Raw genomic sequence first — 19,115 nt, 5'->3', positions numbered from 1 at the left:
GCGGGCTTGCCGACCGTTGGGTTTGAGTTTGAAGAGAAAACCTTGGCGGAACAACATGAGACATGATTTTACGGGAATTGAAAGCAATTTTGCCCCAAAATAGCCTCAACGTAGCCAATTGACATTGGCGTTCCTTATATCCCCGCCATTAATGGCGGGGCTTTACGGAACTCGCGGTAAATTAATTTAACTTAAATAGATTTAACTTAAGATGATTTAACGTAAACATCGTTTACGTTAATGAAATTTATGTTGAAATTCCGTAAAAATGATAGGAGTTGGTATGCGTTTTTGCGGAAGAAAAGAGGGCATTTCAGCTCTGAGCTCTTTTTGGAAAACAGTCAGAAGACAGAACGTTCCTCAGATGGTTAGTGTCATTGGAAGGCGGCGTGTGGGCAAAACGACTTTAGTCCTTAAAGCGTTTGAAAATGAAGCGGTGCCGTTTTTGTATTTGTTTGTCTCACAGCGTGTATCCGAATCTGATTTAGTACAGGCCTGGCTCAATGAAGTTTGTCGAAGTGCCGTTAAATGTTTTCGGCACTTCGCAACTTAAAAACTAATAGGTGTATTTTTCAGCACCCTTCCAAGCCGGTGTATAGGCTCCCTTATAGGCTTTCATCAAAGTCGTAGCTGTCTCGTGGGTTTGATAGGCCTGGACAACTTTTTGGTAGATAGGATTATCTTTATCGGCTTCACGCGCAGCAATAATGTTGACAAGCTGAGCGACCTGAGGGTTGGTGCTTGGATTTAAGTCTTCAGAAAAAATAGAGTCTGAAAAAGCGTCAAGACCGGCTGTATAGGCATTTCCGCCGTTGATGATGGCCGCTGCGACATCGGGTAATAAGCGAGCGAGGATGCCGGATTCAGCTTCACGGATTTTAATTTTGACTTTGTACTCGGTGATGTCCAGTTTAGTTGGCACGTAACCTTTCGTTGGGTCAACTTTGATGAGACCTGCGGCCTCTAAGAGTTTGATAGCTCGACCGCCGTTGGTCAGATCCGAGGGGATTGCGATGATATCACCGTCTTTGAAGTCGCTCAGTGACTTAATTTTTTCTTTGTTGTTATAGATTCTCAAGGGAGTCAGAAGCGTGTCGCCTATTGAGACGATCTTGTAGCCGTTTCTTTCAATGTCATTGGCAAGATAAGCTTTGTGCTGAAAAGCGTTTAAATCAATCTCCCCGTCAGCCAATGCTCGATTGGGCGTGGCGTAGTCACTGTATTTGATGAGTTTTACACGGATTTTTTCCGGCGCTAAAAGTTCATTGACAGTATCCCATTGCGCGACGTAGTCGCCGACAACCCCAACTGTCACCTCTCGGAATTCTTCAGCACAGGCAGAAGAAAAAGAACCCAGAGAAAAGGCGGCCACACACCCAGCAGCTACCAAAGACTTTAAAAATGTACGTTTATTCATGATGATCATCTCCAAAGTAAAAAGTTAGTGAGAAGTTTTGCGGATAATCCATTGACCGAAACACTGCACAATCGTGATGACAGCCAAAATGATGATGACGGTGAGCCAAATCATGTCACGGTAACCCATTTGGTAACCATAGCGAATGGCAAAATCACCAAGACCACCGGCTCCGATTGCGCCGGCAATGGCGGTGATACCGATAAAGCTCACAAAAGTGATGAGGGTGACGCGAGTGATGCCAGGGATGCTTTCTCTTAAGTAGACACCAAAGACGATTTGCGGGATGGAAAAGCCCATGGCCTGGCTCGCTTCAATTAGACCATCGTCCAGATCGCTTAACACGGATTCAATTTGACGGGCAAAAAACGGAACTGTGCCAAAAACCAGTGCGACGAAGGAGCCGGTGACGCCGGATCCCGTACCCACTAAAAAGCGGCTCAAAGGAATCAAAAGAACGATCAGAATGATGAAAGGGATCGAACGGATAATGTCGATACTTTTGTCAAAAAATAGGAAATGCCAGCGTTTCTCCCACAGACCGTCTTTTCGAGTAATGACTAAAAGGACACCGATTGCAACGCCTAAAAACCAGGCAATGGTGCCGGAGACGGCGACCATGGTTGCGGTCTGCCAGAAACACTCAACAAGTTCCGGGCCGAGTCTTTCAATATGCGGTAAAAGAAAGGCAATAATGTCGTTCATCTGAGGACCTCCACACGGACTTTTTGTTCAATTAAAAAGGCTTTGGCTTGAGCGATTTTTTCTGCCTCACCTTCTATGGCTACGCCGAGTTTGCCGACGATGCATTCCTTGAAATAGTCGATATTTCCGTAAATGATGTTGGCTTTGACTTCAAAGCGCCGATAAAGTTCACTCATTAAAGGTTCTCCGGCGACGCTGCCTCTGTAGGTCAGAAACCAGACCGGCTGATCTGGGTGGATACCGGTGATGGAGCTATTTAATCGGATGAGGTCGTTGAAAGTCTCAAAGTTATCGGCTGCTTGGATAAAGCTTTTGGTAATCGGTGCCTGAGGATTGCTGAAAATATCAACGATATTGCCTTTTTCTACGACTTGGCCGTTTTGCATGACGGCTACTCGATCACAAATTTCTTTGATGACTTCCATTTGGTGGGTGATTACAACAATGGTCAGTCCCAGTCTGGCGTTGACTTCCTTTAACAGTTGCAAAATCGAATGCGTTGTCTGAGGATCTAGGGCGCTTGTTGCTTCATCACACAGAAGAACTTTAGGGTCATTGGCAAGGGCCCGTGCAATGGCAACGCGCTGTTTTTGCCCACCGGAAAGTTGTGATGGATAATTTTGAGCCTTATCGGTCAGGCCGACCAATTCGAGCAACTCATTGACCTTACGAGCCCGATTTTCACTACTTAGGGCTGTCAGCTTCAGGGGAAGTTCAATATTTTCAAAAACCGTGCGGCTTGGCATGAGATTGAAATGTTGGAAAATCATGCCTATTTTCTGGCGCAGTTGCCTGAGTTTGAGACCGCTGTAATTGGTGATGTCCTCGTTGTCAATCGTAATCCGTCCGCTTTGGGGCTTTTCCAATAGATTAATGCAGCGAACGAGAGTGGATTTACCGGCGCCGGAAAAACCGATAATGCCGAAGATTTCACCTTGTCGAATTTTTAAACTGACGTCTTTGACGGCCTGAACCGTTTTTCCACCAATTTCAAAAGTTTTGTTGATATGTTCCAGTTTGATCATTTCTTATCCTTCAGTCACACCGAATGCGAAATGCATCAAACTTTTTTGAGCGTCTAATCAACGGTGTCTAACGGTTGATTTCTCATAACCAAAAAATTTGGTGTGACGTTTTAATTGTTTAAGTGAAGGGGAAGAAATATCGTTCGTTATGAGACCTTCCGAACGATACTTGAGCGGAGCGCGGTGCTCCGAAGGTCCTTAGAGCACCATCGTCATCATGCACATTCGCATTTCAAAAAGACGCAAAAAGCATCGAACCGAAGACTCGGCCGAAGCGAAGCGTACATTTTGAAGTGCCTGTTGCATGGTGTTTCCTATGCTCTAAAAATTGAAATCTCGAAAGAGATGGATAGAGGTTAGAGGAATTGAAAGCAATATTCAAGGGGGTAAGGTACAAAAATTTTGCCCCCTTGAGTAGTTTGGCCTAGTTTTCAAGGAAAACCTTTAGGTAGTTATGCCGAGAGTATTGGCGGCAAGATGGATCCATTTCGTGGACCAACCAGCTAAACAAAACGAAGCAGTAGGTGTACATCTTTTTAAAATATTTCATCAATTCGGAGTTTTCATGTAATTTTTCACGTTTTTTCTGAATTTGATAACAAAAAGCCCCGATTGAGTTATTTCTCAGATCGGGGCGGTGAAAATTAACTAGTGATTATTTTTTCATTCGGTTTTCTTTTAATCCGACAGACAGGTTAAAGACCGGATGCTCTTGCGTATGATCTTCGCGGTCGGCCACAAAGTAACCTGTACGTTCCAATTGGAATTTTTCGTCAGGTTGAGCTTGGGCTAAAGCGGGTTCAATATAACCTTCCACAACCTTGAGGCTGTCAGGATTTAAAAGCGTGCGATAGTCCGCATCAACGGCATCCGGTTGAGGCACTGCAAAGAGCCGATCATAGAGTCGGAACTCAGCCTTAACAGCCGTCTTAGCATCAACAAAATGGATTGCAGCTTTTGTCTTAACCGTTTCAGAACCGGCACTGCCACTCTTCGTTTCAGGCAGGTAGCGGCAGTGAACGGCAACGACTTTACCGTTTTCATCCTTGTCAACAGAGGTCGGCACAACCACGTAGGCGTAACGCAGACGTACGGGTTTGGCTTCCGAGCCGTCAGCCGGAATTGTCAAACGACGATAACCCTTGGGAGGCACTTCTGCAAAGTCGCTTTCATCAATCCACAATTCACGCGAGAAACTGAGTTCTCTCGTACCTAATTCGGGTTTTTGCGGATGATTAGGAGCCGTCAGCGTTTCCGTTTGTCCTTCCGGATAGTTGTCGATAATGAGCTTTAACGGATGCACCACACCGATGCGGCGCATTGCACGGCCTTCCAAATCCTCACGCAGACAAGCTTCAAGCACCGAGTAATCAATCAAGCCGCCAGCAACGCGGGATACGCCGCAGCGTTCAGCGAACAATTGAATGGCTTCAGGCGTATAACCTCTTCTGCGTAAGCCGAAAATGGTGGGCATACGAGGATCGTCCCAACCGTTCACCAAATTTTCTTTCACCAATTGAATCAATTTACGCTTACTGACCACCACGTGCGAGAGGTTTAAGCGATTGAATTCATATTGGTGGGACAACAAGAAGAAGTTCGGGCGAACCACATCAAGCGCAGCTTGTAAAAGCGGCGTGTAGTGTTCCGGTTGCGTTAAAAGCAAAGCCCAGAAAGCTTCAGCACGAATACCCAAAACCTTTTCAGGTCCTAAGTTGTCGTTCCATGCGTCAAGAATTTCAGCCAAGGCTTTTTCCGGGCCGCTTAAACCCAATTTTTCACGGTGCTGATAGCAAGCACGCATGAAAGCTAAGGCTCGATCATCTTCCCCCTTACTCATTTTGAGTAAGATTTCTTTGGCTTCTTCAAATTGAGGCGCGCGCAATACGGGGATGGAACGCTCCAAAGCCCAGTCGTAGAAGGCGCGTTGATCTTCAAATTCAAGCGTGCAGATTGAGTGCGTGATATTTTCTAACGTATCTTCAATCGGATGAGCAAAGGTGTACATCGGGTAGATGCACCACTTGTCACCGGTACGGTGGTGTTCAGCAAAACGGATACGGTAAATGGCCGGGTCACGCAGGTTGATGTTAGGGCTGGCCATATCAATCTTGGCGCGCACCACCATGGAGCCTTCGGCGTGTTTGCCTTCCCGCATTTCGCGGAAAAGACGCAAGTTTTCTTCAATCGGACGATCGCGATAGGGCGAATTCTTGCCCGGTTCGGTGAGTGTGCCGCGATTGGCGTGCATTTCTTCGGGAGTTTGCTCATCAACGTAAGCAAAACCGGTTTTTACCAGATGTTCAGCGCAATCGTACATCCATTGGAAATAGTCACTGGCAAAGTAAAGATTGTTCTCTTCACCGTGCTTCCAATCAAAACCCAACCATTGAACGGATTCTTTAATGGAATCAACATATTCTTGGTCTTCTTTAACCGGGTTCGTATCGTCAAAGCGCATATGGCAATAGCCGCCGTAATCACGGGCTAAACCGAAATTCAAGCAGATGCTCTTGGCGTGACCGATGTGCAGATAGCCGTTCGGTTCCGGCGGAAAACGCGTGCGAATGCGTGCAGGGTCTTCAACGCCGGTTTGTGCCTGAATGCCGTAAGGAGCGGGGTGACCGCACCACAAACGCGGACGATTGGCGTTGCGAGCCAAATCTTCATCAATAATGTTTCGAATAAAGTTGGTGACCTGTGCACCGTTTTCTTTGGTTTCCGTCGTAGACATACGATTGTTTCAAAAATAGCGATAAGAAATTTCTTATTTTAAAACCTTTCGGTATTTTTTGTTTAAAAACAATGACGGCTTCTTCCCTCTGTTTAACGAGGATGAGAAGCCGTATGTTAAAAAGGTTTAAAAAGGGTGTTCAACTTTTTGAAAAGTTTAAGTTTTTAGATGCAGGCAATCATCGTCCCATCTTTTGAATATGGATAATGTGCTCCTCTGAGCCGCTACAGTTGCCTTTTTTCTTTAAAGTTGAGCCGCAGGATGAGCAGGAGCCGCCACAGCCGCTTCCGTCGCGGTTTTTAATTTTGAAAACGATTACCCACACTACCGCAAGTAAAATCAAAATCAAAAGTAACCAGCTGATGCCATTCATCATTATCCCTTTTAAGAACGATTCTCAATAATCAATATCCTAGCATCATTCCGAGAAGTCGCACAACGAGGGCAACGATCCAGGCGATAGCGCACTGGAATACGGCAACACCAATAGCCCACTTGCCGCCCAGCTCACGATTGATTGTCGCAATGGAGGCTACGCAAGGGGTGTAAAGCAGACAAAATACCAAAAGGGTTAAAGCTGTCAGAGCGTTGAGCGCAGCAGTCAGTGCCTCAGTGGAACCGAAAAGTACGGAAAGACTGCTGACGACACTTTCCTTGGCCATAAAGCCGCCGATTAGAGCAGTGGTGATTCTCCAGTCATCAAAGCCCAACGGAGCGAAAACAGGGGAGATCCAACCGGCAACCACCGCCAAAATACTTGTTTGAGAGTCTTCCACTGGATTGAGTTGAAAATCAAAGGTCTGCAAGAACCAGATGACAATGGTGGCCACAAAAATCACGGTAAAGGCTCGCTGCAGGAAGTCTTTTGCCTTATCCCACAACAAAAGCATGACGTTTTTCGCACCCGGCATACGGTAGTTCGGCAATTCCATGACAAACGGTACGGCTTCACCTTTGAAAAGGGAGTTTTTCATCAATAAGCCTAAAAGGATCGCCACGGCAATTCCTAAAAGGTAGAGACCGATCATGATTAGGGCGCCGTTTCCCGGGAAAAACGCAGCGACAAAAAATGCGTATATAGGTAATTTGGCCGAACAGCTCATAAAGGGGGTGAGCAAAATAGTCATTTTGCGGTCACGCTCCGAAGGCAATGTTCGGCTAGCCATCACACCCGGCACGGTGCAGCCGAAACCGATCAGCATCGGCACGATGCTTCGTCCGGACAGTCCGATTTTTCTCAAAAGCGTATCCATGACGAAGGCAACACGGGCCATGTAGCCGCTGTCTTCCAAAAATGAAAGGAAGAAAAAGAGAACCACAATGGTGGGTAGGAAACTGAGCACACTGCCCACGCCATTGAAAATGGCATCAATAATCAGTGAATGAATGGAGGCATTGACCTGAAGTGTCGTCAACAGGGCATCCGTATAATCCGTGGCGCACCCAATCAGCCAGTCAAGCGCATCATTGAGCCATACACCGATCACATTAAAGGTGAGCCAGAAAACCAAAGCCATGATGGCAATGAAGGAAGGAATGGCTGTGTATTTGCCCGTCAACACTTCATCGATTTGAAGGCTGCGAATGTGTTCACGACTCACACGTGGTTTTACCACCGTTTGGCGACAGACCTTATCAATAAATGAAAAGCGCATGTCGGCGATGGCGGCTGCGCGATCCAGTCCGCGTTCGGCTTCCATCTGCTTGACAATGTGGGCCAAGGTTCGTTTTTCATTGATGTCTAAATCGAGTTGATCAATGATGAGCGTGTCGCCCTCGGCAATTTTGCTAGCTGCAAAACGAAGGGGAATATTGGCTTTTTGTGCATGATCCTCAATGATATGCATGATGCTGTGCAGACAACGGTGCACGGCACCACCATTATCTTTGGAGTCGCAGAAATCCTGAACCGCGGGAGGCTCTTGAAATTTGGCAACGTGCAAGGCGTGGTCAATTAATTCTTCAATGCCTTCGCCTCGGCTTGCAGAAATTGGCACCACTGGCATTCCAAGGAGCGCTTCCATCTCATTGACGCGAACCGAACCTCCGTTTGCCCACACCTCGTCCATCATATTAAGTGCGAGCACCATGGGCCGCCCCAACTCCATCAGCTGCATGGTCAGATAGAGGTTTCGTTCAATATTGGTCGCATCAACAATATTGATGATGGCTTTAGGATTTTCCTTCAGAATAAATTCACGCGAAACGATTTCTTCGTTTGTGTAAGGTGAAAGAGAATAAATGCCCGGCAAGTCCGTCACCAGTGTTTCATTGTGGCCGATGATGGAGCCGTCTTTTCGGTCAACCGTGACACCCGGGAAATTGCCTACATGCTGATTGGAGCCGGTTAAGCGGTTAAAAAGGGTAGTTTTCCCGCAATTTTGGTTGCCGGCTAAAGCAAAAGTGATGGTTTCGCCTTCTGGAAGCGGGTGCTCGTGTTCCTTGACATGATACTTACCGCCTTCGCCATAGCCCGGGTGCATGATTTCTTCAATTTCAGCTCGCGTTTCTTTTTGAGGCAATTCATCCCGAATATCGGTGATAGTGATTGCTTGAGCTTCGGCGACACGAAGGGTGAGTTCGTAGCTTCGAATTCTCACTTCAATGGGATCACCCATTGGAGCACGTTTGACCATTGTGACCGTTGCCTGGGGGATTAAACCCATATCAAGGAAATGCTGACGGAGGGCTCCGGTTGCTCCCACTGATTCAACGGTTGCGCTTTGGCCAATAGGAAGATCATTTAAGGTAACGGGCATCTTTTATTTTCTTTCGCTTTTTTTTCGTACGGTCTTGTTGTACGAAATTTTGTTCGTGCATTTTAGTGCAGTTGGACTAGAGGTGCTAATGAGAAACAGGGGTTGTATCACTTACCGATATTTTTAAATTTGAAAATTTCATTAAATGAAATTTAAAAATTAATATCAATGAAATATCAAAATTATGATCAATGGAAATTAAGAATTTGAATCAATAGAAAAACTGAATTTAACTCAAAGAATTTTGTAATGCATTGATTAATAAAGTAATTGAGGAGAAATGTTCAGTTAATCTAAAGAAAAGGCAGACCGAGCGAGTTATCTCGCTCGGCCACTGAGATTAATGAGGAAGTCGTTTAATGAGAACGGAGGTATCGCTTCTGCCTTCGCCTTTGGCTTGCAGTTCACCGTAAAACTGATCAATCAATGCTACGGTTGGCAAGCTTGAACCGTTTTTCTTAGCTTCCGCGAGACACAACCCTAAATCTTTTCTCATCCAATCAATAGCAAAACCAAAATTGAATTGGTTATCGATCATCGTGCCACCTCTATTGTCCATTTGCCAACTTTGGGCGGCTCCTTTGCCGATCACTTCCAAAACTAGTTTCATATCAAGACCGGCATTTAAACCGAACGCAATGGATTCAGACAGCGATTGAACGATGCCGGCAATGCAGATTTGATTGCACATTTTGGCTAATTGTCCGCAACCAACTTCACCGATGCGGGTGACCGCTTGGGCAAAGGCCATGACAACGGGACGAGCCGCATCAAAAGTGGCTTGTTCAGCTCCGCACATAACGGTGAGTACGCCGTTGACAGCTCCGGCTTGACCGCCAGAGACGGGAGCATCCATGAACCCAAGACCCATTTCTTGGGCTTTCTGTGCCAACTCACGGGCAACTTGTGCACTGTCAGTTGTGCAGTCCACCAAAGTCGCACCGGCTTTCATGCCGGCAAAAGCACCGTCTTTACCCAAGACAACGCTGCGAAGGTCATCATCATTGCCCACACAGGTGAAAACAAAGTCCGCATCTTCAGCGGCCTCTCTCGGTGTTGAGGCACAAAGACCGTTATATTCCGAAGCCCACTTTTGGGCTTTGTGAGCGGTTCGGTTATAGACCGTGACACGGTGACCCGCACGGGCAAGGTGACCCGCCATGGGATAACCCATGGTTCCTAATCCAATGAAAGCAACGGTTTTAGGATCACATGCTTCATAAACTTTGTCCATCTCGGACTCCCTATATGAAAAGCGCTTGAGAGTTCTCAAGCGCCTTTTGTCTAATGATTAACGATTAACGAACACCGCGTTCCTTGATGGTCGCCTCGGCGATCTGCACGCACTTGCGGGCAAGGGTGGCTGTCGGGTCAACGATGGCAACGGTCTTACCGGCCACTTCAAAATTATCCGTTTCATGGAAAATCAACGGCAATTCCGTGCAGCCTAAAATCAAAACGTTGCAGTCGTAGGTCTTCACCAGGTATTCGGCAGCGCTATAGAGATCGTCATAGCATTCACCGGTGGTGTAGCCTGCCTTGGCACCCTTCGGACCATAAATGGCGCTCATCACGCGCTTTTGATGTTCTTCATCAGGCGTGAACATCTTCATATCCATCTTGGCGGCTTTCTTGCCATAGATACCCGTGGCAATCGTACCGCTCGTGGCCATCAAGCCCACGCGTGCATCTTTGCCGAACTTGGCTTGGATTTCATCGAGCATGGTTTGTTGCATATCGATGAAGGGGACATCCAAGTGGCGAAGCAATCTGGGCAAGAATGCGTGAGCGGTGTTGCACGGAATGATGATGTAGTCACAGCCGTCTTTTTGCAAACGCTTGGCGCAGTTATACATGGCGATTGTAGGATCGGGACCGCCATTTAAGAGGCAAGCCGTGCGGTCATCGATTTGCGGATTTTGTTCAATCACCACTTTAAAGTGTTCTTGGTCGTTCTTGGCAGGCGTTGCCTTGACGATCTTGTCGTAAAGGTCAACCGTTGCGGCCGGTCCTAAACCGCCGATAAGACCAAGCTTAAAGGGCTTCGGAAGCTTCTTCGTGCAGTGGGTCAAGGCGGCCTTGGCAAACATTTCGAAGACATTCATGACGGGCAAGCCCATCTTCACCAATGCAGCGGCATTCAAAGCAAATTGCGTGCAGTTGGGGACGATGACCTGGGCTCCTTTTTCAACCATATGCTGGCAAATAGGAGCCAGTGTTTGAGCCGCCTCATCGCTTGCACCCTCAGCGCGAATCTTTTCGCGCAACTCATCGAGCACCTTCGTTTCCTCTTCTGAGGGGAAGACGAGCTTCATTTGCTTAGAGAGATCACAAGCACCGTCAACGCAAGCCGATGCATTGCCGGCATCAAGCACACCCATAACGGGCATTTCGGTGCCCATTTGGCTCATCAGGGCGCTCTTCATGTCAAGAATCGGCGTTTGAATTTCGCGTTGGATTTCATGAATGTAGGAGCCACACTTGAAGTCGGGGACCAAAATGAGGTCCACGCCCATGTCAGCTAAAAGTTCCGATTCATTGAAGATGAAAATCTTTCGGTCGCTGACAGCGAAAACAGGATCAGGATCGATCTTGAAATTATCTTCGGTCATGACGACACTCAGATCATCATCTCCCAAAGCAAGCAGTTGTGTTTTAACTTCCATGGCGGCACGGCGATTCAAGCCGGCCACAATGCCTAGTGTTTTCTTTTGGGTCATAGACAGCTCCTCAAGACTTCTCGTAATAAAGTAAGCGCACAAAAACCAACCTGCGGTCGGAATTACTCGCTTCGCTACAATCAAGTGTAATACAATCCGTTCAGTTCAATTGAAGAATTTGTTGGCAAAAAGTAACGCAAGCGATAGGCCATGATGCAAAAAGAAAAAATACTGGTGACAGGCGGGGCGGGTTTCATCGGATCGCACTTTGTTGACGCCGCCTTGGCAGCGGGCTACAGTGTTTTAACGGTTGATAAACTGGACTACTGCGGCAACCTGCTCAATCTTGAAAAAGCACTTCAAAACAAGTCGCATAAGTTTCTTCAGGCCGATGTTGCCGATGCCGATGCAATGCTTGAGGCGATAAAAAGTTTTAAACCGAACGCCATTGTCCACTTGGCAGCTCAAACGCACGTTGATCGTTCTATTGACGATCCATCTGTTTTTATTGAAAACAATGTGACGGCGACACAAAAGTTGCTGGAAGTGGCACGTACCTATTGGAAGGCGATGCGAGGAGCAAGAAAAGAGTCCTTCCGTTTTATTTATGTTTCAACCGATGAAGTGTACGGATCTCTTCAGGCTAACGATCCTCCTTTTGCCCTCACGAGCCGCTATCGGCCAAGCAGCCCCTATGCGGCAAGTAAAGCCGCAGGCGAAATGATTGCTCTCAGTTATTGGCGAACATTTGGCTTTCCGGTCATTGTGGAGCATGCCTGTAATAATTACGGACCGAGGCAATTTCCCGAGAAGTTGATTCCGCTTATGATTGATCGAGCCCGAAGCGGTTTGACTTTACCCTTATACGGCAATGGAGAAAATATCCGCGAATGGATGTATGTGACCGATCATGCGGCGGCTCTCTTGCAGATAGTTAAAAAGGGCAGGGCAGGGGCCACGTATAACATCGGAACCGGTGAAGAGGTACCGAACATCAAACTGATTCGTGCGCTTTGCACTTTGATGGATTCAGCCTGCCCGGGGTTATTGCCTCATGAGGAAGCCATTACGTTTGTCAGTGACAGGCCCGGACACGATTTCCGTTATGCCATGGACAGTGTGGACAGTGAGCGTGAATTGGGATTTGCTCCGAAAGTGCGCCTGATCGAAGGCCTTCATCGAACGCTGCAGTGGTATTTGGAAAATGATGCCTGGCTTGATTCCGTTAAAAGCGGTGTGTATCCGGATTGGACCAAACGTTATGGGAAGCAGTGATGAAAATTGAAAAAACAGCGTTTGAAGGTTTACTCAAAATTTTTCCCGATCTGCATCGGGACAAGCGCGGTACTTTTTGCGAAGTTTGGCACGCGGCCCGTTATGAAGATTTGTGGCCGGAATTAACCTTTGTGCAAGATAACTTATCCGTTTCTAAGAAGGGAACGCTCAGAGGATTGCATTTCCAAAAAAAGCATCCTCAGGGCAAACTGATTACCGTTGTGCAGGGTGAGATTTATGATGTAGCAGTGGACTTAAGGAAAGAATCAGAGACATTCGGACGGTGGTTTGCTACAACACTCTCTGATAGGGATTTCAGTCAACTCTATATTCCGGAAGGCTTTGCCCATGGTTTTCTGACGCTATCTGACGTGGCTCGGGTTTGGTACCGCTGCACCGATTTTTATTACCCAGAAGATGAGGCGGCCATTGTCTATAACGATACTAATTTAGCCATTGATTGGCCTGATGTCGGTCCTTTGACCGTCTCCGAAAAAGATCAATTGGCACAAACATTTTTTGCCTGGCGTCAAAGCGAAAATTTTTGAGAATTTTCCTCTCTTTTTTTGGCACAATACTGCCTTTTCATTGCCTGTTGAATGAGAAGTAAAGATGGTGAGTTTTATCGATAAATTAAATCCTGAACAGAAAGCAGCCGTAACGCTTCCAGCAGAGAGCGCTTTGATTCTGGCTGGTGCCGGATCGGGCAAAACCCGCGTGCTTACAACCCGAATTGCATGGCTTATTGAGCAGTCAATGGCCAGTCCCTTGGAAATTCTCGCCGTGACATTTACCAATAAAGCGGCAAAAGAAATGCTCACTCGCATTCAGGCGTCCATCCCCGTGAACACTCGCGGTATGTGGGTAGGGACATTTCATGGACTTTGCAACCGTATGCTCAGACGCCACTTTAAGGAAGCGGGCCTGCCACAGACATTCCAAATTCTGGATCAAACCGATCAGCTCTCCGCGATTAAACGACTAATGAAGGCGCATGGTATCAGCGTTGATGAGTATCCGCCTAAAGACGTGCAAAACTATATCGCCAGCGCTAAAGAAGAGGGGTTGCGTGCGCGCGACATGACCGCGGAATTCGGTAAAAAAGAAAATATGGCCAAGATCTACGCACTCTACGAAGAGCAGTGCAATCGTGAGGGCGTGGCGGATTTCGGCGAATTGTTGTTGAGAAGTTATGAGCTTTTGGCTCGAAATGAAATGATCCGCAGGCATTATCAGGATCGTTTCCGTTTTATTTTGGTCGATGAGTTTCAGGATACAAACCGTCTGCAGTACAAATGGCTTAAATTGCTTGGTGGTTTTTCACCCGCCGGTGTCAGGGAATTTGACGGCAACTGTGTCTTTGCCGTGGGTGACGATGACCAATCCATTTATGCTTTCCGCGGAGCCAACGTCGGCAATATGATGGATTTTCAAAGGGATTTTCAGATCCGTCACCTCGTTAAGCTTGAACAAAATTACCGCTCTTTCGGTCACATTCTCAACGCCGCCAATGAATTGATTGCGCACAATGATGACCGTTTGGGTAAAGACCTTTGGACGAGTTCCGGAGACGGTGAGCGTATTCGAGTGTTTCGTGCCAGCGATGATCGCGATGAGGCACAGTATTGTGTTCAGGAAATCCGTGAGGCCGTGGGGCGCGGTGTTAAAAAACATGAAATCGCTATTTTGTATCGATCCAATGCCCAAAGCCGCGTGATTGAACAGGCGCTTGTGGGAGCGGGTATCCCCTATAAGGTTTACGGAGGATTGCGCTTTTTTGATCGAGCCGAAATTAAACACGCTTTAGCCTATTTGCGTTTGATTGAAAATCCGAAAGATGACACGGCCTTTTTGCGTGTGGTGAATTTTCCGATGCGTGGAATCGGCGCTAAGAGCATTGAAACGTTGCAGCAAAAAGCCATTGAAGCCAGTGAAAGTCTTTATGAGGCCACGCAAAGTCTTGAAGGCGCGGCGGGAACCAAGCTTCGCGCCTTCACGCAGCTTATTGATGCGATGCGCTTTGAGTATTCGTGTTTGCCTCTGCCTGATATGATCGCGGCGGTGACGGATCGCTCAGGACTAAATGATCATTACAAAAAAGACCGTGAAGGGCAGGAGCGCCTTGAAAACTTGGAAGAACTGCAAAATGCGGCTCAGGCCTACCTCAAGGAAGAAGGCATAAGCATTGAAGCGCGCAGCGACGAAGTGGAAGCCGACGGCGCCGATGATGAGATGACTTCATTGGCGGGCTTTTTGTCTCATGCGGCGTTAGAAGCAGGAGATAACCAAGCGCAAAAAGGGGAAGACGCCGTGCAGCTGATGACGGTGCACGCCGCCAAGGGTCTTGAATTTGACATTGTGTTTATTACCGGTGTTGAAGATGGGCTTTTCCCGCACGCCAACAGCGCCAATGACCCCAAGGGACTAGCTGAAGAGCGCCGCTTAATGTACGTGGCTATTACCCGCGCGAGAAAAAATCTGCACTTAAGTTTTGCTCTTTCAAGAATGCTTAGAGGGCAATACATGGATTCCGGTCCCAGTCAATTTATCAATGAAATTGATGAGGAGCATTTACTATTCCTCTACGATCGCAAACGTTCCGTGGCTATCGAAGATGAGGATCAGTCCTTAAGTTGGAATGAGGGCTATTCATCACCTCGTTATGGTCGTTCGGCAGGTTTTCGTTCGTCTGCCGGATACGGCGGTCGCTATGGTTCTTCTTCAGGGTATGGGCGCGCTGGCTCCTACGGGGGGTCCACCGGTTTTGCACGAGCCAAAATGGATCCTGCTGTCAAGAAGATGGCAGCGAAGGCAGAATTCAAAGGATTTTCCATTGGCAATCGCGTTCGTCACGCCCGTTTCGGAGAAGGTTCTGTAGTGGGCCTGACAGGTTTGGGAGACGATGCGCGTATCCGTGTGCAGTTTGATGATGTCGGAACTAAAGAGTTGCTTTTATCTCTGGCTAAATTAACTAAACTTTAAATTCTAACGAGGCTTGGGGAGGAAAAGATCCTCCCCTTTTGTTGTTGATCGATTACATATTTTTTGGGAAAAGTCCGACCAATTTTTTGGAGTAATCGGCGTATTTTTTGTGTTGCGATAAAAACGCCTGACTGGATTGCTCCAATTTTTTCTTGTTTAAGTAAATTTTTAACATAGCCTCTTGCAAACCGAAAAAACCTCTGATAATATACGCAACTCGCAACAGGCACGTAGCTCAGTTGGTTAGAGCATCACCTTGACATGGTGGGGGTCGTTGGTTCGAGTCCAATCGTGCCTACCAAAATTTTTGAAAAAGGAATCTGGATTTCAGGTTCCTTTTTCTGTTTCTAGTCTGCGCTTTCCTAATTTGTCCATTATTTTGCATGGCTAACACTTAAGTCCCATTGGGAGTCATAAGTGCTGGAGCGGACATTCAATAGCCCCAAAATGGTGTGATAAAGGTGGTCATGTGCGACGGGCTTGTGGCTATTTTCTTCAATCACCCGTGTATCAATGGTGTAGTTTTTCTTAAATGGCTCTGAAAACCACATCACCATCGGTACGATTTTTTGTTCGTCTGGTGCGATGTAGTATGGGGCTCCATGAAGGTATAGACCGTTTTCGCCCAAGCTTTCTCCGTGATCAGATAGGTAGATTAAGGCAGTGTTGATATCCGTTCTATTCTGTAATTTGCGGATCAATTCCGCGACAACACGGTCGGTGTAGCGAATGCTGGAGTCGTAGGCCGCCCGAATGCTCTCCTTTGAGCAGCTCTTAAAGGTTGGATCGGTGCATTCTTTGCCGAATACCTTTTCGGACTCGGTGGAGCGCTTATAGTAAGCGGGGCCATGCGAACCCGTCATGTGTAAAAACAGTACGGCGTGGCTTTGAGTGTTTAGGGCATCGAAAGCCTCGTCAATCGAACGGTTGAATACACCGTCCATGCAGGCGCCTGCATGGCAGTAAAGAGGATCCGGAGTGGGTTTGATGACGCGAACACCATCACACGTTCCTTTGCAGCCGGATTGATTGTCGATCCACGTAACAGAAAAGCCCGCGCGGTATAGCAAAGAAGGCAGTGACTCTTCGGTGAGAATTCTTTTTCTGTCGTAATCCCGACGTCCGACGCGGCTTAACATGCAGGGCAGAGAAACATCAGTGCTGGTGCCGCAAGCCTGAACTTTGGGGATATTGATGATATTGAGTTTTGACAACTCAGGATTGGTCGGTTTTTTGTAGCTTGCCAACTGCCAGTTGGCAGAGCGGACTGTCTCACCGATCAGAACAACGAACAGGGTCGGCTTATCAGATGTGAAAATAGCTTTCGGGGATGCATCAACAATCACTTTCTGTACTTTTTCCGGATTTTGATCTCTAAGCAGAGTGCTACTTGTCGAGTACACAATGTTGACGGGGGCAAACAAGTACCTCAGGCTTTTATCTCCCCTCATAAGGGCGGAAAAAGGTTGAAGCTGCAGAAAAAGTACAAAGACTCCGCATAAAAGCGTGACAACACATACACCGATTCTTTTCAGTTTGGATTCCGGACGTCTGGAAGAACGAAGTCTATTAATTAGAAACAGTCCGGGTAGAGTAATAAAAATGAAGTTGATGGCCAATGATGGGGACCAGTAACCGCTTGCCTCACGAAAGTCTGTGGCTAAAAAATTTCTGATCATGTCCGGCGTCATGGCAATGCCATAGTAGAGCCAAACGATCAGTGAAGTCGCTCCCAACAGGGTCAGCAAGACCATCAGCCCTTTGAAAATTATCCGCGGCAGCAGTCCGAGCAGGGCAATTACCGTCATTGAAAGGAAATAAACGGCGACACTGACAGCTAAGGCTAGAATAAGTGTCGGTAACAGATGATCTTTATTGACGGATGCGCCATTTAGGATTGAGCTCACGATGGGAGCGTTAAAGCAGACTGTCCAAAAGAGAGCCGTTAAAAATAAAAAATGATTGAAGGCGATTTTGCCAGGTAAGGTGAAAAGGCGCCGCAGAATGTTTGGGCGATCAAAACAAAGTACATAAAGAGCGGCGCAGATTATCCAGTCAATGAGAGCAGTGGCCAGGGTGTGGGAGAGAAAATGCGCGCCTTGTGCGATGCGGGTCAAAGAACAAATGGCTCCGAATAAAAGAACTGCCGCCAGTATTTTTCGGGCCAATTGTGGATACTTGTCTCTTAATGCAAAAAATAGGGCAAAAAGACAAAAACCGGTTCCGGAGTGTCCCGAAGGCCAGCAGTGACCGTCTTGAAAGACCCAAGACCAAGTCGGCTCACGCAAAGCATGCTCTCCGGAAAAATAAGAAACAGACCAAGGACAAAAAACTCCGGTGCTAGCCTTTAACCACCAAACCACTAAAACACAGGCCAGCATGGCGATCAGCACGTAAAGCGAGCGATAAGTCCGAAAAGAATCTGTCGGCAGACCCCTACGATAGGCGATCAGATTTTTCGCCAGAACGTACACTGAAGCCAAAGCAACGGCAACGGGAATGATTTTGCTCGATTTGTATAAAACGGTATTAAAGAAAAAATTATTTTTCAACGGCCACCCTTGTCCGTCAAAAAATAAACCACTGATGGCTATATCCAAAGACTGGGGTGGGAATAAAATCAAAAGACTCAGGCACCACAGAGGTAAAAAAATCCCGATCCAGAGAGAAAAACTGTTTCTGTTTTCGCTTTGCAAAATATTCATCTCCAAGCAACATTTCTGATGCTTGCAGTATCCATTCCGGATAGCTAAAAGCGCGTCAAAGCGACGTGAAAGAAGTGTCAAAATACTTGATGGGTATCAAGATTGAGCGGTTTGAAATTGAAAGTCGTACGTCTAACGTGCAGACTGCACTGAAAATCGAAATCGTATGGAAGGGGTTGAGATGAACCCGATTGTTTTAGTAGTTGATGACAATACGGATATCCTTTGTAATGTTCGTGACTACCTTGAGATGAACGACATGTCGGTCGAAACGGCGGTCAATGGTAGGCAGGCTTTGGATAGGATGAGCCAAAAATCCTACGCCGTCTGTGTTCTTGATATTGGGTTGCCGGACATAGACGGCTTGTCTGTTTGTAAAACGTTGCGTGCGAACGGTGATAAAACACCGATCTTGATGTTAACGGCGCGTGACAGTATTGATGATCGGGTAAATGGTCTTGGAGTCGGAGCCGATGATTACCTGATTAAGCCTTTTTCGTTGCGTGAATTGAATGCCCGGGTTCAGGCGCTTATTCGCCGTGCCTATGGTGATAACACGATGAAACTTAAAGTCGGAGATCTGGTTTTTGATCTCTCAACAACACAAGTCTGCCGTGGTGGTAAACCGATTAAATTGAATCCGACCGGTTTAACCATCTTGAAAGAACTGATGCTAAGAAGCCCGGCTATCGTGAGCCGAAACCGCCTTGAAGCTCAAGTTTGGGGTGGGGGCGCGCCGGACTCAGATAGCTTGAGAGCCAACATCTATCTCCTACGCCAAGCAATTGACAAAGCCTATGATAAAAAATTGATTCACACGCATCCGGGCTTAGGTTGGTCCATTAATGAATGA

General features: G+C 47.0%; 12 protein-coding genes and 1 tRNA gene. 5 read left to right on the top strand and 8 right to left on the bottom strand.

Annotated elements, in window-relative coordinates; genetic code table 11:
- Positions 1-556: 556 nt before the first annotated feature.
- The 7 genes from NW199_RS01900 to cuyB form a co-directional block, all read right to left on the bottom strand.
- Positions 557-1,417, bottom strand: coding sequence for a MetQ/NlpA family ABC transporter substrate-binding protein (locus NW199_RS01900; protein WP_022473790.1), 861 nt, complete (start codon positions 1,415-1,417; stop codon positions 557-559).
- A gap of 24 nt (positions 1,418-1,441) precedes the next feature.
- Positions 1,442-2,122, bottom strand: a complete 681-nt coding sequence (locus NW199_RS01895; RefSeq protein WP_258333467.1) for a methionine ABC transporter permease — start codon at positions 2,120-2,122, stop codon at positions 1,442-1,444.
- Positions 2,119-3,147, bottom strand: coding sequence for a methionine ABC transporter ATP-binding protein (locus NW199_RS01890; RefSeq protein WP_022473788.1), 1,029 nt, complete (start codon positions 3,145-3,147; stop codon positions 2,119-2,121). The genes NW199_RS01895 and NW199_RS01890 overlap by 4 nt, the downstream gene beginning before the upstream one ends.
- A 655-nt stretch (positions 3,148-3,802) precedes the next feature.
- Entirely contained in the window at positions 3,803-5,881 is a 2,079-nt protein-coding gene (locus tag NW199_RS01885; protein WP_022473786.1) for a glutamine--tRNA ligase, read from the bottom strand.
- A gap of 404 nt (positions 5,882-6,285) precedes the next feature.
- Positions 6,286-8,640, bottom strand: coding sequence for a ferrous iron transport protein B (gene feoB, locus NW199_RS01880; protein ID WP_258333466.1), 2,355 nt, complete (start codon positions 8,638-8,640; stop codon positions 6,286-6,288).
- Positions 8,641-8,980: 340 nt separating this feature from the next.
- A complete protein-coding gene (locus NW199_RS01875) occupies positions 8,981-9,874 on the bottom strand; it encodes an NAD(P)-dependent oxidoreductase (protein WP_258333465.1) in 894 nt (297 codons plus the stop codon).
- 64 nt (positions 9,875-9,938) lie between these two features.
- The gene (gene cuyB / locus NW199_RS01870) at positions 9,939-11,360 is read right to left on the bottom strand and encodes a cysteate racemase (RefSeq protein ID WP_022473782.1); all 1,422 of its coding nucleotides are present in this window, start codon (positions 11,358-11,360) and stop codon (positions 9,939-9,941) included.
- Positions 11,361-11,510: 150 nt separating this feature from the next.
- Between cuyB and rfbB the strand changes: the two genes are divergently transcribed.
- The 4 genes from rfbB (at position 11,511) to NW199_RS01850 (ending at position 15,858) form a co-directional block, all read left to right on the top strand.
- Positions 11,511-12,575: a dTDP-glucose 4,6-dehydratase gene (gene rfbB, locus NW199_RS01865; RefSeq protein WP_258333464.1), complete on the top strand. Its 1,065-nt coding sequence runs from the start codon at positions 11,511-11,513 to the stop codon at positions 12,573-12,575.
- Positions 12,575-13,123, top strand: a complete 549-nt coding sequence (rfbC, locus tag NW199_RS01860) for a dTDP-4-dehydrorhamnose 3,5-epimerase (protein WP_258333463.1) — start codon at positions 12,575-12,577, stop codon at positions 13,121-13,123. Before rfbB ends, rfbC begins: the two co-directional genes overlap by 1 nt.
- Before the next feature lie 64 nt (positions 13,124-13,187).
- On the top strand, positions 13,188-15,557 hold the full coding sequence (locus NW199_RS01855) for a UvrD-helicase domain-containing protein (protein ID WP_258333462.1): 2,370 nt from the start codon (positions 13,188-13,190) through the stop codon (positions 15,555-15,557).
- 224 nt (positions 15,558-15,781) lie between these two features.
- A tRNA-Val gene (locus NW199_RS01850) sits at positions 15,782-15,858 on the top strand.
- Between the two features lie 73 nt (positions 15,859-15,931).
- Here the strand turns inward: NW199_RS01850 and NW199_RS01845 are convergent.
- Entirely contained in the window at positions 15,932-18,109 is a 2,178-nt protein-coding gene (locus tag NW199_RS01845; RefSeq protein WP_258333461.1) for a sulfatase-like hydrolase/transferase, read from the bottom strand.
- 334 nt (positions 18,110-18,443) lie between these two features.
- Here NW199_RS01845 and NW199_RS01840 point away from each other — a divergent pair, with 334 nt between their 5' ends.
- On the top strand, positions 18,444-19,115 hold the full coding sequence (locus tag NW199_RS01840; protein ID WP_249091981.1) for a response regulator transcription factor: 672 nt from the start codon (positions 18,444-18,446) through the stop codon (positions 19,113-19,115).

Origin of the sequence: Parasutterella secunda, from assembly GCF_024733725.1 — a bacterium.
In the GTDB taxonomy this organism is placed as follows: Bacteria; Pseudomonadota; Gammaproteobacteria; order Burkholderiales; family Burkholderiaceae_F; genus Aphodousia; species Aphodousia faecalis.
This window is presented reverse-complemented; position numbering and strand designations above follow the sequence as displayed.

What these genes read in the sequence shown, in the direction of transcription:
- cuyB (WP_022473782.1), bottom strand. Translation starts at nt 11,360, where the DNA reads ATGACCCAAAAGAAAACACTAGGCATTGTGGCCGGCTTGAATCGCCGT.
- NW199_RS01875 (WP_258333465.1), bottom strand. Translation starts at nt 9,874, where the DNA reads ATGGACAAAGTTTATGAAGCATGTGATCCTAAAACCGTTGCTTTCATT.
- NW199_RS01885 (WP_022473786.1), bottom strand. Translation starts at nt 5,881, where the DNA reads ATGTCTACGACGGAAACCAAAGAAAACGGTGCACAGGTCACCAACTTT.
- feoB (WP_258333466.1), bottom strand. Translation starts at nt 8,640, where the DNA reads ATGCCCGTTACCTTAAATGATCTTCCTATTGGCCAAAGCGCAACCGTT.
- rfbC (WP_258333463.1), top strand. Translation starts at nt 12,575, where the DNA reads ATGAAAATTGAAAAAACAGCGTTTGAAGGTTTACTCAAAATTTTTCCC.
- rfbB (WP_258333464.1), top strand. Translation starts at nt 11,511, where the DNA reads ATGATGCAAAAAGAAAAAATACTGGTGACAGGCGGGGCGGGTTTCATC.
- NW199_RS01890 (WP_022473788.1), bottom strand. Translation starts at nt 3,147, where the DNA reads ATGATCAAACTGGAACATATCAACAAAACTTTTGAAATTGGTGGAAAA.
- NW199_RS01900 (WP_022473790.1), bottom strand. Translation starts at nt 1,417, where the DNA reads ATGAATAAACGTACATTTTTAAAGTCTTTGGTAGCTGCTGGGTGTGTG.
- NW199_RS01895 (WP_258333467.1), bottom strand. Translation starts at nt 2,122, where the DNA reads ATGAACGACATTATTGCCTTTCTTTTACCGCATATTGAAAGACTCGGC.
- NW199_RS01855 (WP_258333462.1), top strand. Translation starts at nt 13,188, where the DNA reads ATGGTGAGTTTTATCGATAAATTAAATCCTGAACAGAAAGCAGCCGTA.
- NW199_RS01840 (WP_249091981.1), top strand. Translation starts at nt 18,444, where the DNA reads ATGAACCCGATTGTTTTAGTAGTTGATGACAATACGGATATCCTTTGT.